This window comes from Candidatus Omnitrophota bacterium, from assembly GCA_028699255.1.
GTDB lineage: Bacteria > Omnitrophota > Gorgyraeia > 2-01-FULL-45-10 > 2-01-FULL-45-10 > FEN-1322.
Genome location: JAQVUX010000006.1, coordinates 1 through 14,581, shown reverse-complemented (window position 1 = coordinate 14,581; position 14,581 = coordinate 1). Strand labels below are relative to the sequence as shown.

The following is a 14,581-nucleotide window of genomic DNA, read 5'->3' as shown; positions in this document are numbered from 1 at the left end:
AATGGATAATAAGATAAGAATGATAGAAGCTCTGCTTAAACTTCCTACGATAGAGCTTGCGCGTAGAGCCGATAATGTAAGGGCCGCGCATACAGGCTCCAGGCTCGACATCTGCACCATACTGAACGCGAAATCCGGCGCTTGCGCGGAAGACTGTAAGTTCTGCGCCCAATCCTGCAGGCATAGAACCGGCATCGAGGCGTATCCCTTAAAGAGTGCGCGGGAAATTATCGACGCCGCGCGCGCCGCAAAGAATAGCGGCGCGAGGAGATTCGGCATAGTTACAAGCGGCAATACGCTTACCGAGGGTGAGGTACGGCGCATCGGCGAGGCGGCCTCCGTCATAAAAGCGGAGGTCGGCATAAAGGTCTGCGCCTCGCTCGGCAGGATGACGGAAGAGGGCCTCGCTTATCTGAAAAAAGCAGGCGTAAGCCGTTACCACCACAATATCGAAACATCCCCGCGTTATTTCCGCAAGATCGTAAGTACACACACATTCGCCGATCGCGTCGAGACAATAAAGCTTGCTCAAAAAGTGGGCCTCGAAGTGTGCAGTGGCGGCATTATCGGCATGGGTGAGACGTGGCGCGACAGGATAGAGATGGCGCTTATATTAAAGAAGCTCGACGTCGATTCGGTGCCTGTAAATGTGCTTATCCCGATAGGCGGCACGTCGTTCGCCGCCGCGAAAAGATTATCCTGCGATGACGCGCTAAGGACGATAGCGATATTCCGCATAATTCTTAAAGATAAAGCCGTGAAGCTTGCCGCCGGCAGAGAGACGAGCCTTAAAGATCACCAGGCCCTGGCGTTTATGGCCGGCGCGAACGGGATGCTCATCGGGGGATATCTCACTGTTAAGGGCCGCGCCCTCGCGGATGACCGGAAGCTTATCGAAGAGATAAAATATTCATGGAAAAGATAGAAGAAGAATTAAAAAATATCGCAGGGGAAGGATGCCTGCGTAAATTGACTCCTGCCTCGTCCAGGACGGCTGGAAAAATATTCTTCGGCGGCAGAGAATATATCGATTTTTCATCCAACGACTACCTTGGTTTGTCGGGACACCCTGAATTAATAGCCGCGGCAAAGGAGGCGCTCGAAACTTACGGCGCCGGCTCGACGGGTTCGCGTCTTTTGAGCGGGGATCTCGAGATATGCCACCGATTAGAAGACCGCATGGCGGCGTTTAAGGGTAAGGCGCGGGCGCTTATCTTTAATAGCGGTTATCAGGCGAACACAGGCATAATAAGCGCCCTCTACGGCGCGGGCGACTGCATCTTCTCCGACAAATTGAACCACGCCAGCATCATCGACGGGCTGGTCTTATCCGGCGCGCGGTTTTTCAGGTTCCGGCATAATGACATGGGCCATCTGGAGGCTATTTTAAAAAAGGAGCGCCCGAAATTCAAAAACGCGCTGATAATTACCGAAACCGTATTCAGCATGGACGGAGATTCGCCGGATCTAAAGGCCCTGGTTGAATTAAAAGATAAATTCACCTGCCGTCTTATGGTCGATGAGGCCCATGCGACGGGCATATACGGCAGGAATGGATCCGGCATGGTGGAAGAGGCACAGCTTTCGGATAGAGTCGATCTTATCATGGGGACATTCGGCAAGGCTCTGGGTAGCTTTGGAGCGTATCTCGCCGCGGACGCGAACGTGATCGAATATATGATCAACAGGTGCAGGAGCTTTATATATTCGACAGCGCTTCCGCCGGCCGTCATCGCTTGTAACCTCGCCTCGCTCGATATTATCGAATCCGAGCCGCATCGCCGGCGCGATCTGTTGCGCTCGGCGGAGTATTTCAGGGGTGCGCTTAAGGCGTCCGGTTTCGAAGTGAGAGGGTCGTCTCAAATAGTTCCGGTTATCGTCGGGGAAAATCACAAGGCCGTAGCCATGGCGGAAGCCCTCCAGGGCAAAGGTTACCGGGTACTGCCCATAAGGCCGCCTACGGTACCCAAGGGTGAGGCGCGCCTCAGGTTTTCATTGACGTTCGATCACGACATCGCTGTATTAAAACGATTGGCGGCAGACATTGGCAATATCGAAGTTTGAATATACCGACAGAGGTTTTTCCGAAACGATCCTTCTTGTCCCCGGATGGGCGATGGATCGCAAAATATTTGCTTCTCTAGATCTCGACTTCAATTATCTCATCCCCACGGCTTTATGCCCGACGGATTTTAACGAGGCGCTCTTATCTACCCTGTCTGCGGCAGGCCTCTGGAAGATATCCATACTCGGCCATTCGATGGGCGGATATATGGCGGCTGATTTCGCCGCGAAATACCCCGATCGGGTAAAAGCGATGACCTTGATAGGCATGAGAAGGCGGTATGATGCCGACGGAATAAATAAGATAAAAGGATATGTCGGGACGAATAAGAAAGGCTACCTTTATAAGTTTTACCATGAATGTTTTTCGCCAGGGGAAAATAGGTGTCTGTCCCTATTTAAAAATGGACCGATGAAGAGTTATCTTAAAGACATGACGGAGGAGGCGCTTGTGGACGGCCTCGACTATTTGTCGCGCGCTTCGCTCGACGGGAAAACGCTTAAAAACGTTAAGGTGCGGCTCATTCATGGCGAGGGTGACAAGATAGCGCCGGTAGAAGAGGCGCTCGCGCTAAAAAAGGATGCGGACGGTGTCGATCTTATCATTATGAAAAGCGCCGGCCACATACCATTTTTAAGAGACGATTTCAAAACCGTTTTTTATCAAAAGGCGAGATGTAATTTTTCGAGGTACGCGGGTTCATATGATGAGCATACCGCCGTACAAACCAGGGCCGCGAATACCTTAATGAGTATTTTGCCGGATGAGGATATTAAAAATATCCTGGAGATCGGATGCGGTACGGGAAATTACACGCGCCTTCTCGCGGACAGATTTAAAGAGAGTCGTATCAGGGCCATAGACATATCGGGCCCTATGATAGACCGGGCCCGGCAGAAGATGGGTTGCGGTAATGTATGTTTTGAGACCTCCGACGCCGAAGATGCGGATATGGGAACCGGATACGATCTCATAACGTCGAACGCCGCCCTCCATTGGCTCCGCGACATCGACGGTGTTTTAAAAAAATCGGCCGCCGGTCTTAAAGCCGGCGGTATTATCGCATTTTCGAGTTTCGCCCCGGAGACTTTTCGCGAGTTAAAGAGCGCGTTATCGGTAGCTTTCGGGAAAGATGTTACGATAGCATCCGGCGCTTTTCCGGGCAAAAATAAATTGACGGCAGTAGTAAAGAAATATTTCAGGGAAGTCCGCGTAACCGAAGAATTCTTCAGGGAGCGTTACCCGTCGCTATCCGCGCTATTAAAGAGTATAAAATATTCCGGCACGACGGGCTTCGGCATAAAAGCGCGGGCTGTCTGGAGCCCGGGCTTAGTGAAAAAGATAGAGGCCGTTTATATGGAACGGTTCGGTTCTATCGAGGCGACGTATCAGGTATTTTTCTGCAGGGCTCGGTTATGAGCGGTCTATTTGCTGTAAAACGCACCCCGGGGCGCAAATGCATATTTGTGGCGGGCACGGATACGGGTGTCGGCAAGACGGTGGTGACGGGTTTACTCGCGCGGTATTTTGCGGGCAAAGGTTTTAAAGTAGCGGTTCAGAAGTGGGTTGAGACCGGTTGCGTAAAAAGCAAGGCGGTGTTTTCGTTTAAGATGGCGGCGTCTCCGCACCTGGCCGCGGGAATGGAAGGCAAGAGCGTCGATGTAGCAAAAATCAAAAAGGATCTACGGCGGCTTTCGAATACGCATGATATCGTTGTCATCGAGGGCACCGGCGGGCTTCTTGTGCCGTTAACAGAAAAGAAGTTATTGATAGATGTGGTGAAAGATCTGAAACTGCCCGTCCTGCTCGTCGCCGCCAACAAGATCGGCGCCATAAATCACGCGCTATTAAGCCTCGAGGCGCTTTCGGCAAGAAAGATAGAGACGCTCGGCGTTATATTCAACAATATTTCGCGCAAAGAGAATAAGCGGGTCTTAAAAGACAATCCTAAGATAGTGAAAAAGTTCGCTGGACAGATTCCTGTTATAACATTATCCTTCGAGCGAGGCCTCGCCACCGAAGGTGTCAGGGCCGAGTAGAGAAGTTCTCGACTCGCTCTTGCTTCGGCTTCGCCTCGCAGTCGCTCGCTCGAACAATAAATAAAAGCAATTTATGGATAAACTGATAGCCAAAGACCTCAAATATAACTGGCACCCTTATACGCAGATGAAGGATTGCCGCACCTTCCCGCCGATATTGATAAAGCGATCCAAAGGGCTTAAGCTTTACGACGCCGGCGGCAGGTACTATTACGATACGATATCGAGCTGGTGGTGCAACGTCCACGGCCACAACCATCCGAGGATCGTAGAGGCGATCACGCGCCAACTAAAGACGCTCGATCACGTCATGTTCGCCGGGTTTACGCACGAGGGCGCGATTTGGCTTGCCGAGCGGCTCGTCGGTATCGCGCCGGAAGGCATCGCAAGAGCGTTCTTCTCCGACAATGGTTCAACCGCCGTCGAGACCGCGCTGAAGATGTCATTTCAATACTGGCATAATACGGGGCTACCGGAGAAGACGGAGTTTATTTCGCTCGACGCCGGGTATCATGGTGATACGATAGGCGCTATGTCCGTCGGAGGCGTCGGATTATTTAACAAAGTCTTCTCGTCCATGTTCTTTAAATCTCATAAAGCCCCGTCGCCTTATTGTTACCGCTGTCCTATGGGAAAGGCTAAAAGTACATGCCGGATCGATTGCGCAAAACCGCTCGGGGAGATATTGAAGAAACATTCCGGCAAAATTTGCGCCGTGATAATGGAACCGCTCGTGATGGCCGCAGGCGGGATGATCATATATCCGAAAGAATATTTGTCTGCCGTAGCACGGCTTGCGAAAAAATATAACACTCACCTTATATTAGACGAGGTAGCGACCGGGTTCGGCAGGACGGGCAAGATGTTCGCCTGTGAGCACGCCGGTGTCGCTCCGGATTTTCTTTGCGTTTCGAAAGGCGTAACTTCCGGAACTTTGCCATTGGGGGCCACGCTTACCACAGAGAAGATATACAGGGCATTCTATGGAGATTATGAAGACAAGAAAACTTTTTATCACGGGCACACTTATACCGCGAATCCGATAGCGTGCGCGGCCGCTTTGGCGACGCTCGATATATTTAAAGAAGAAAGAACGCTCGAGAAGGCGGTGCGGAGTGCCGAAATATTACACGCTGTCCTGGAACGATTCCGCGACCTGCCCATGGTGGGAGATGTGCGGTCTATCGGTATGATAGGCGCGATAGAACTTGTCAAAAATAAAGAAAAAAAGACGCCGTTCGATTTCCGGGAGAGGGTGGGGCTTGAAATATACAAAGAAGGGCTTAAAAGACACCTTATCCTCCGGCCACTGGGCAATATTATATATCTATTCCTGCCTTTATCCGTCGGGCGAAAAGAATTGGATTACATCCTCGACCAGACCTTCGAAATTATTCGGTTGACAAAAAAGTAACTATTCGGTATAATCACTACTAAGTTAATCATATTTATTGGGTTTAGGAGGAGGCAGAGTTATGCGCATATTTTCAGACATAACCAAGACCGTAGGCAATACACCGCTTGTAAAGATAAACAAGCTTGCCGACGGTTTAGACGCGACCATCCTGGCGAAGCTCGAGTATTTTAACCCGCTATCGAGCGTTAAGGACAGGATAGGCGTGGCGATGATAGAGGATGCTGAAAGAAAAGGCCTTTTAAAAAAAGACTCCGTTATTATCGAACCGACCTCCGGCAATACAGGCATAGCGCTCGCTTTTACGGCGGCCGCCAAAGGTTATAAGCTTATACTGACGATGCCCGACACGATGAGCGTAGAGCGCAGGCAGTTATTGAAGATATTGGGCGCGGAGATAGTGTTGACGGACGGCGCCAAAGGGATGAAAGGCGCGGTAGATAAGGCGGAAGAGCTGGTAAAGAACACGAAGAATGGTTTCATGCCGCAACAGTTTAATAATCCGGCGAATCCCGAGATACATCGCAAGACGACAGCTGAAGAGATATGGAACGACACCTGCGGGGCTGTCGATATCTTCGTGGCCGGGATAGGGACGGGCGGTACGATAACGGGGGTTGGTGAAGCGCTCAAAGAGAAGAAGCCGGGCGTGAAGATCATAGGCGTTGAGCCGGAAGACTCACCTGTTTTGTCGGGCGGGAAACCCGGGGCGCACAAGATACAGGGTATCGGGGCGGGTTTCGTCCCGAAAGTGCTGGACAGGGCGGTTGTCGACGAGATATTGACCGTCAGCTCAAAAGATTCGGGTGACATTGCCAGGCGCTTGGCCTCGGAAGAAGGGATATTCGCCGGGATTTCGAGCGGCGCGGCGATGTCTGCGGCGCTGGAGATTGCCAAGCGAGACGACGCGAAAGGTAAAACGATAGTGGTTCTATTGCCGGACACCGGCGAGAGGTATTTGTCCACCTGGCTGTATGAAGATTTCCGATAGCGCGGAGAATATTTTACAATGAAGATAACATATAAAGGCGATTACGCGCTCAAGGCGCTTTTCCAATTGGCGCTTCATTATAATGAAGGCGAAGAGGGCGTAATGTCTATAAACGATATAGCCGGATCCGGGGACATGCCCGTTAAATTTTTAGAGCAGATACTTCTTACGCTCCGACGGGGCAATTTCGTAAAATCCCGAAGAGGCATAAACGGCGGATTTATATTGGCGCGGTCTCCGAGGGAAATCACGATAGGCGAGGTCGTAAGGTTTATGGAAGGGCCGATAGAGCCGATAGCGTGTGTACAAGATGAATATTATAAAGGCTGTAAGGATACCGCAAGCTGTATATTCAGGGACGTTTGGAGAGAGGTCAGAGACGCCATATCTGCCGTGGTGGACACGGTGACGTTTGAGGATATGGTGATGAAATATAGAGAGAGGGAATTATCAGTAGCGCCGTCGGGCGATTACGCGATATAGAAGCTCTCGGCTTAAGCCAAATTTATCTTCCCGACAAGCGCGAAAAATAAATTTGGCCTCACTCGAACGATAAGGAGGAATTATTAAATGGCAAAAACAATAAAAGAGATAAACGAGAAAATAAAATCAGGCGATGTGGTTGTCGTGACCGCAGAAGAGGTCATAGATCTCGTCGAGAAGAAAGGTTTAAAAGAGGCGGCCAGGCATGTGGACGTGGTGACGACCGGAACTTTTGGCCCTATGTGTTCAAGCGGCGCCTATTTAAATATAGGCCACACAAAACCTAAGATCAAGATAGGCGGAGGGCGCGCGACATTGAACGGAGTGCCCGCTTACACAGGATTCGCCGCGGTCGATATCTATATCGGCGCGACGGCAGTGCCTGAAGACGATCCGCAGAATAAAGTCTACCCCGGCGAGTTCAGGTACGGCGGGGGGCATGTGATAGAGGAATTGGCCGCCGGCAAAGACGTGGTGCTCGAAGCGACCGCTTACGGCACCGACTGCTATCCGCGGAAATGTCTGAAGACATACATCAATATAAAAGATGTGAACGAAGCCGTGCTCCTGAATCCGCGGAACTGTTACCAGAATTACAACGTAGCGGTAAATCTGTCGGGCGAGAAGACGATATATACATACATGGGCGCGCTGAAACCGAACCTGGGAAACGCGAATTATTGTTCGGCGGGACAACTGTCGCCGCTTTTGAAAGACCCGTATTACAGGACCATCGGAATAGGGACGAGGATATTTTTGGGCGGTGGCGTAGGGTATGTTTACTGGAACGGCACTCAGCACAATCCGAGCGTGAAGCGTAAAGAAAATGGCGTGCCTCAGGCACCAGCCGGGACACTGGCTCTGAACGGCGACTTGAAACAGATGAAGCCCGAATGGTTGCGCGGAACATCATTCCAGGGATACGGCGCAACCCTCGCAGTGGGTGTCGGCATACCAATTCCTATATTAAATGAAGAGGTATTAAAATCCGCGGCTGTGAAAGATGAAGACATATGGGCACAGATTGTGGATTATAGCGATGATTATCCAAACGGTAAAGTTGGTTCGCTGGGTGAAGTTAATTATAAACAGTTGAAAAGCGGGAAGATAACGATAAAAGGCAAAGAGGTGCCGACCGCACCGTTGTCGAGTTATCTAAAAGCTATAGAAATAGCCGAAGAGTTGAAGAAGTGGATAAGCCAGAAAAAGTTCTTTCTAACGGAATATGTACAAGCGTTGCCACTTGCCGATTCCGGCGTAGTGTGTAAACCTCTGAAAGAGAGGCCGTTAGGTAAATGTTAAGATATAAAAAATCTTAATTTTAGCACTTGACATTCCTTATATATGATATATACTTATAGTGTGCACAGGAGGGCGTATTTTTTTTGAGGTGTTATTTATATGTTTGTAAAAGATTTTACAAAGATACATAGGTGACAAGATGGATACAATGGCGATCGATAAAACAAACGACATCAATCTCATCTATTTGAGACGGAACAAGCATGCCAATGTATTCTTCAAAACAATATCGTCTTTTGTAGCGTTTGTATTTATATTACAGCAAGTAACATATGGATATGCTTATATCACACCTACCCCGGCACAGGCTCCTAAGACAATCGAAGTTACAACTCATGATGAGATCGGTTATAAATCAAAGTTAACAGGCGCCGGAGGTTTACTCCAAACCAACTACGAAAAGAACAAAGATTCCGCCTCATATTCTCCAAACTATATCGCAAGCCAGCAGAAGGTGCACGAGGATATCATAAGCGCCAAGCAGACCACCGAAGAATTAGTCTTCGACCTTCGCGACGCGAAGACCCAGGAAGAAGATAATAGCCTTGTCCTGCAGAAAAAACGTTCCAGCGCCACAGGCGGCGGACAGGTCAAGTACACCATGGCCGACTTCGACGCAAACGGCAAAGCAAGACAGCTCAACGTTTACCATTATGAGGGCAATGTCTTAAAAGAGATCATCTCATACGACGTCTCAGGATTAAGCGAGGCGGATTCATGGCAGGCCGGAACAAAAGAGATAAAAGACAAAGAAGGCAATGCCTTCTTTGGTTCCTACACGGAACTGACCGGGGAAGAGACGATATCATTAGGACGTATATTGACTAAAACCGTATATTCGGGCACAAGCGGCAATGAACGCATCGACTATGTCTTATCGGATTACGACGAAGAAGGAGCCGCCCAGGAAGTCTCGATATACGATTACACAAAAGATTCCGCCTCCGACACTCTCGATGAATCCCGCACTTACAATACATACGGCCTCGAATTAGACTTTACTACAGATACCTGGAAAGATTCTTTAACAGGCGACCGTCTCACTTCAAAGACCGTATACACAGGCGCCGCCGAAGAAGAGAGGGCATCCTATACTCTTGATACCTACCAGATCGACGAAGAAGGCAATAATAACGCCAACCGCATAACCATATACGACTATACCAAGAATGGCAATGATTCGCTGTCCGAAGTCAGGACATACGATATATCCGACGTATCGGAAGCCGATTGGCTCACCGAAGACTCATCCAGGCTCGAGAGCGTCATGGTCTACGAAGGCGAGAAGGACAAGGAGAAGATTAAATATGTCCTGTCGAGCTACACGGCAGAAGGCGGTGTTTACAAGGCATGGCAGAGGACCGATTATTCTTACGAAGAGGACGAACTTGTTAAGACGAAGACCTATGACGTGTCTGCCCTATCGGCGGACGAGCTTACCGTAGCGGGAAGCGGCGCTCTACAGGAAGAATCCGCCTATACAGGCGACGAAGGTTTTGAAAGAATCCAGCACACATATTCCATATATGGCGACGACGCCCTTGCTCAGGTAAGAACCGATTATATCTATATTGGGAAAACATTAACCGGCACCGAAGAATACGATATCGCCGGGGCTACGGCGGATAGCAAGGATAACCTCACAGGTACCGGCACCTACGAAGGCAAGACAGGACAGGAGAGGATAATATCGAGCGTAAGCTATGCCGGTACCAGGATAGAGACGACATTCACATATTCGCGCAATTCCCGAGGCATCTATTACGCATCCGCGATCACCGAGATAACATATTCCGACTCCGGAGAAGTCATTGAGAAAGTAGTCACCACCTCAAGTGTCATGTATACGGCTTTAAGCGGTAGCGAGAAGGAAGATTTAAACGGCAACATCAGAAGCCAGAACATAAAGACGTATTACTTTACCTCAGGGGCAGAGGAATTAGTTACCGAAGAGGATGTCATATATTCCGACTATGAGGGAGAAGGCAGAGCCGGTAAGGAGACGAGGACCACATATACATATACCGATGGAGTAAAGACGGCCTCCGCCTACAAAGTTATAACCAATGATAACTTCGACTCCCGCGGTAATGTAACAAACCAGACCATTTACAATTACACTTTCGCCGATTCAGGCGATAAGGTCTTTGATACAGTAGTCGTTGTCGCGAACCTTAGGTTCGATTACTACGGCAATATAATCGACAGGACCGAAGATACATGGACCGACCTCGGAAAATCAGAGTTCGCCAACCGCAAAGTGATTCACAGTGAATATGACAATCTCATCGGAAGAAAACATGGCAATGCTTCGACAACAATCGTAACAAAGTACCAGGATATAGCCCAGACCTCGATAATAGACCGTACCACAACTACTACATCTCTATTCGATTCCCTTGGTAACGCCATAGACCAGGAATCCATAACCGAGGTAACGGACTCTACCGGCTCTTTAGTCAAGACGAGTAAGAGCGTCATACACAATTCCGATATCGATAATAGAGGCGATGCCGGGAGCCAGGAGGTAACAAGCTACCTTATAGATAACGAAGTGGAGACCCCCGTCTCATACGCCGTATATACCAATAGAGTATTCGATGTCTCCCACAACATAGTAAACCAGCGCGTCCTCACATACGATGAGTTGGGCGGCACCCTCTTAGACGTCCAGGAGATCCGCTCCATAGGATATCACTCCTCCGGTGTAGCCCTAAAGCAGATCATAGTGACATACGCCAATGAGTTGAGTACGGAACCAATCGGAGTAAAAGTAATAGAGAACTCCTCTATCGACTCACAGGGGAACATAGGAACCACCGTCATAACGACCTATGAGGGCGCTACCATTGCCGATAGCGGCACAGGTGTAATCACACCTACTAGTCCTGTAAAGAGGCAAGCCTATACCAACCTTACCTTCGACGCCCGTGGTAACGCGCTCACCCAGTCTTTAATAACAGAAGTGTATGAGGACTCTACCTGGAGCTTCTCGGAGGCTCAGGATATCACAACAACCTACGACGTACATGATAGAAGCACTCATTCCATAATATTTAACTACACCTCAGCCGACAAGGCCACAAGAGCCTTTATAGATATGCAGGATATCTACTACGATAAGTACGATAACTTCGGCAACGTCTTAAACCAGACCATAGATACCTATTCCACTTCCACCGTGGACCAATCCGGCTTTGTAAACCGCAAGGTGATCGAGAATAGCTACAGCGACACGGTCCTTGTCGCGGGCGTGGAAGTATCAGGTATTGTAGCCCAGAGGAGAGGCAACGCCACTAAGAGTGTCGTTACCAAGTACTCATCCATTACCGCCGAGGATGACGCAAGAATAGACCGCACTACGACTACCACATCTTCATTCGACCTCCTCGGTAACGCCATAGACCAGGTATCGATAACGGAGGTCGCCGATTCTATTGGCACTTTGGTTAAAACAAGTAAGAGCGTCATACATAACGATCCGGCGAGTATCGACAATCGTGGAGACGCTGGTATGCAGGAGGTCACGACTTACCTTATAGATAACGAAGTTGAGACCCCCGTCTCATACGCCGTCTATACCAATAGGGTATTCGACACAAGCCACAACATAGTAAACCAGCGCGTCCTCACCTATGATGAAAAGCTCGGCACCTTGCTTGACGTCCAGGAGATTAGGACTATAGGATATCACTCCTCGGGAGTAGCCCTAAAGCAGATCATAGTCACCTACGCCAATGAAACATCCACCGATCCAATCGGGGTAAAAGTTATAGAAAACTCCTCCATCGACTCACAGGGTAATATAGGTAAGACGGTCATAACGACCTATGATGGGGCTACTATTGCCGAGAATGGCGCAGGTGTAATCACGCCAACAGACCCCGTAAAGAGGCAAGTCTATACCAATCTTACCTTCGACGCCCGTGGTAACGCTTTAAAGCAGTCTTTGATAACAGAAGTCTATGAGGACTCTACCTGGAGCTTCTCGGAGGCTCAGGAGATCACGACAACCTACGACGTACATGATAGAAGCACTCATTCCATAATACTTAACTACACCTCAGCCGATAAGGCTACGCGTGAGTTTATCGACATGCAGGATATCTACTACGATAAGTACGATAACTTCGGCAACGTCTTAAACCAGACCATAGATACCTATTCCACTTCTTCAGTAGACTCTACCTCCTTCGTGAACCGTAAAGTCATCATCAATACCTATACAGATGTGATAGCCCAGAGAAGAGGTAATGCCACAATAGTAGAGGTAACCAAGTACTCCGATATCCTGGCTACAGTAATAATAGACCGTACCACAACTACTACATCTCTATTCGATTCCCTTGGTAACGCCATAGACCAGGAATCCATAACCGAGGTAACGGACTCTACCGGCTCTTTAGTCAAGACGAGTAAGAGCGTCATACACAATTCCGATATCGATAATAGAGGCGATGCCGGGAGCCAGGAGGTAACAAGCTACCTTATAGATAATAACGTGGAGACTTTGATCTCATACGCCGTATATACCAATAGAGTCTTCGATGTCTCCCACAACATAGTAAACCAGCGCGTCCTCACGTATGACTCTAAGGGCGGCACCCTCTTAGACGTCCAGGAGATTAGATCCATAGGTTATCACTCCTCCGGTGTAGCCTTAAAGCAGATCATAGTAACCTACGCCAATGAGACATCCACCGATCCTATAGGAGTAAAGGTAATAGAGAACTCGTCTATCAACTCACAGGGTAATATAGGTACGACCGTCATAACGACATATGAGGGAGCCACCATTGCCGAGAATGGCACAGGGGTTATAACACCAACAGACCCCGTAAAGAGGCAAGTCTATACCAACCTTACCTTCGACGCCCGAGGTAACGCGTTAACCCAGGAGCTTGTGACAGAAGTGTATGAGGACTCTACCTGGGGCTTCTCGGAGGCTCAGGAGATCACAACAACCTACGACGTACATGATAGAAGCACTCATTCCATAATACTTAACTACACCTCAGCCGACAAGGCCGCAAGAGAGTTTATCGACATGCAGGATATCTCTTACAATAACTACGACTCCTTCGGCAATGTCGTAAACCAGACCATAGACACCTATTCTACTTCCACAGTTGACTCCACCTCCTTTGTAAACCGTAAAGTCATCATCAATACCTATACAGATGTAATAGCCCAGAGAAGGGGCAATGCCACTATAGTAGAGGTAACCAAGTACTCCGATATCCTGGCTACGGTAATAATAGACCGTACCACGACTACCACATCTCTATTCGATACCTTGGGTAACGCCATAGACCAGGAGTCGGTAACCGAGGTAACGGACTCTACCGGCTCTTTAGTCAAGACGAGTAAGAGCGTTATACACAATTCCGATATCGATAATAGGGGAGACGCTGGGGTTCAGGAGGTAACAAGCTACCTTATAGATAATAACGTGGAGACTTTGATCTCATACGCCGTATATACCAATAGAGTCTTCGATGTCTCCCACAACATAGTAAACCAGCGCGTCCTCACCTATGATGAAAAGCTCGGCACCTTGCTTGACGTCCAGGAGATTAGATCCATAGGTTATCACTCCTCCGGTGTAGCCCTAAAGCAGATCATAGTAACCTACGCCAATGAGACATCCACCGATCCTATAGGAGTAAAGGTAATAGAGAACTCCTCCATCAATTCACAGGGTAACATAGGAGTAACCATCATAACCACCTATGAGGGAGCTACTATTGCCGATAGCGGCGCAGGTGTAATAACACCTACTGATCCCGTAAAGAGGCAAACATATACCAATACCTCCTTCGACTCCCGTGGTAACGCGCTCACTCAGGAGCTTGTGACCGAGGTTTATGAGGACTCTACCTGGAGCTTCTCGGAGGCTCAGGATATCACAACAACCTACGACGTACATGATAGAAGTATGCATTCCATGATCCTTAACTACACCTCTTCCGATAAGGCCACTCGAGCCTTTATCGACATGCAGGATATCTCTTACAATAGCTACGACCAATTCGGCAACGTCTTAAACCAGACCATAGATACCTATTCGACCGCTACAGTGGACTCTACCGGCTTTGTAAACCGTAAAGTAATAATAAATACCTACGATAACGTGATAGCCCAGAGAAGGGGTAACGCTACTATAGTAGAGGTAACCAAGTACTCCGATATCCTGGCTACGGTAATAATAGACCGCACCACTACCACCACTTCCTTATTCGATACACTTGGTAACGCCATAGACCAGGTATCCATAACGGAAGTCA

General features: G+C 48.9%; 9 protein-coding genes. All 9 read left to right on the top strand.

Annotated features, from left to right (window positions below; translation table 11 throughout):
* Position 1: 1 nt before the first annotated feature.
* Complete coding sequence (bioB, locus tag PHS46_05740) at positions 2-925, top strand: biotin synthase BioB (protein ID MDD3906016.1); 924 nt, start codon at positions 2-4, stop codon at positions 923-925.
* On the top strand, positions 913-2,064 hold the full coding sequence (bioF, locus tag PHS46_05735; GenBank protein ID MDD3906015.1) for an 8-amino-7-oxononanoate synthase: 1,152 nt from the start codon (positions 913-915) through the stop codon (positions 2,062-2,064). The genes bioB and bioF overlap by 13 nt, the downstream gene beginning before the upstream one ends.
* The gene (locus PHS46_05730; protein MDD3906014.1) at positions 2,045-3,484 is read left to right on the top strand and encodes an alpha/beta fold hydrolase; all 1,440 of its coding nucleotides are present in this window, start codon (positions 2,045-2,047) and stop codon (positions 3,482-3,484) included. Before bioF ends, PHS46_05730 begins: the two co-directional genes overlap by 20 nt.
* Positions 3,481-4,104, top strand: coding sequence for a dethiobiotin synthase (bioD, locus tag PHS46_05725; protein MDD3906013.1), 624 nt, complete (start codon positions 3,481-3,483; stop codon positions 4,102-4,104). Before PHS46_05730 ends, bioD begins: the two co-directional genes overlap by 4 nt.
* Positions 4,105-4,177: 73 nt before the next feature.
* Positions 4,178-5,518: an adenosylmethionine--8-amino-7-oxononanoate transaminase gene (bioA, locus tag PHS46_05720; protein MDD3906012.1), complete on the top strand. Its 1,341-nt coding sequence runs from the start codon at positions 4,178-4,180 to the stop codon at positions 5,516-5,518.
* 61 nt (positions 5,519-5,579) lie between these two features.
* Positions 5,580-6,509 (top strand): cysteine synthase A, encoded by a 930-nt coding sequence (gene cysK, locus PHS46_05715; GenBank protein MDD3906011.1) that lies wholly within the window; start codon positions 5,580-5,582, stop codon positions 6,507-6,509.
* Between the two features lie 18 nt (positions 6,510-6,527).
* A complete protein-coding gene (locus PHS46_05710) occupies positions 6,528-6,992 on the top strand; it encodes an Rrf2 family transcriptional regulator (protein MDD3906010.1) in 465 nt (154 codons plus the stop codon).
* An 87-nt stretch (positions 6,993-7,079) separates the two neighbouring features.
* Positions 7,080-8,294 (top strand): homocysteine biosynthesis protein, encoded by a 1,215-nt coding sequence (locus tag PHS46_05705; protein MDD3906009.1) that lies wholly within the window; start codon positions 7,080-7,082, stop codon positions 8,292-8,294.
* A gap of 139 nt (positions 8,295-8,433) precedes the next feature.
* Positions 8,434-14,581, top strand: a 6,148-nt coding sequence (locus PHS46_05700) for a hypothetical protein (GenBank protein ID MDD3906008.1), incomplete at its 3' end; no start/stop codon positions are given.

Excerpts from the sequence above, each read along its gene's own strand:
- bioB (MDD3906016.1), top strand. The coding sequence starts at position 2 with ATGGATAATAAGATAAGAATGATAGAAGCTCTGCTTAAACTTCCTACG.
- bioF (MDD3906015.1), top strand. The coding sequence starts at position 913 with ATGGAAAAGATAGAAGAAGAATTAAAAAATATCGCAGGGGAAGGATGC.
- bioD (MDD3906013.1), top strand. The coding sequence starts at position 3,481 with ATGAGCGGTCTATTTGCTGTAAAACGCACCCCGGGGCGCAAATGCATA.
- bioA (MDD3906012.1), top strand. The coding sequence starts at position 4,178 with ATGGATAAACTGATAGCCAAAGACCTCAAATATAACTGGCACCCTTAT.
- cysK (MDD3906011.1), top strand. The coding sequence starts at position 5,580 with ATGCGCATATTTTCAGACATAACCAAGACCGTAGGCAATACACCGCTT.
- PHS46_05710 (MDD3906010.1), top strand. The coding sequence starts at position 6,528 with ATGAAGATAACATATAAAGGCGATTACGCGCTCAAGGCGCTTTTCCAA.
- PHS46_05705 (MDD3906009.1), top strand. The coding sequence starts at position 7,080 with ATGGCAAAAACAATAAAAGAGATAAACGAGAAAATAAAATCAGGCGAT.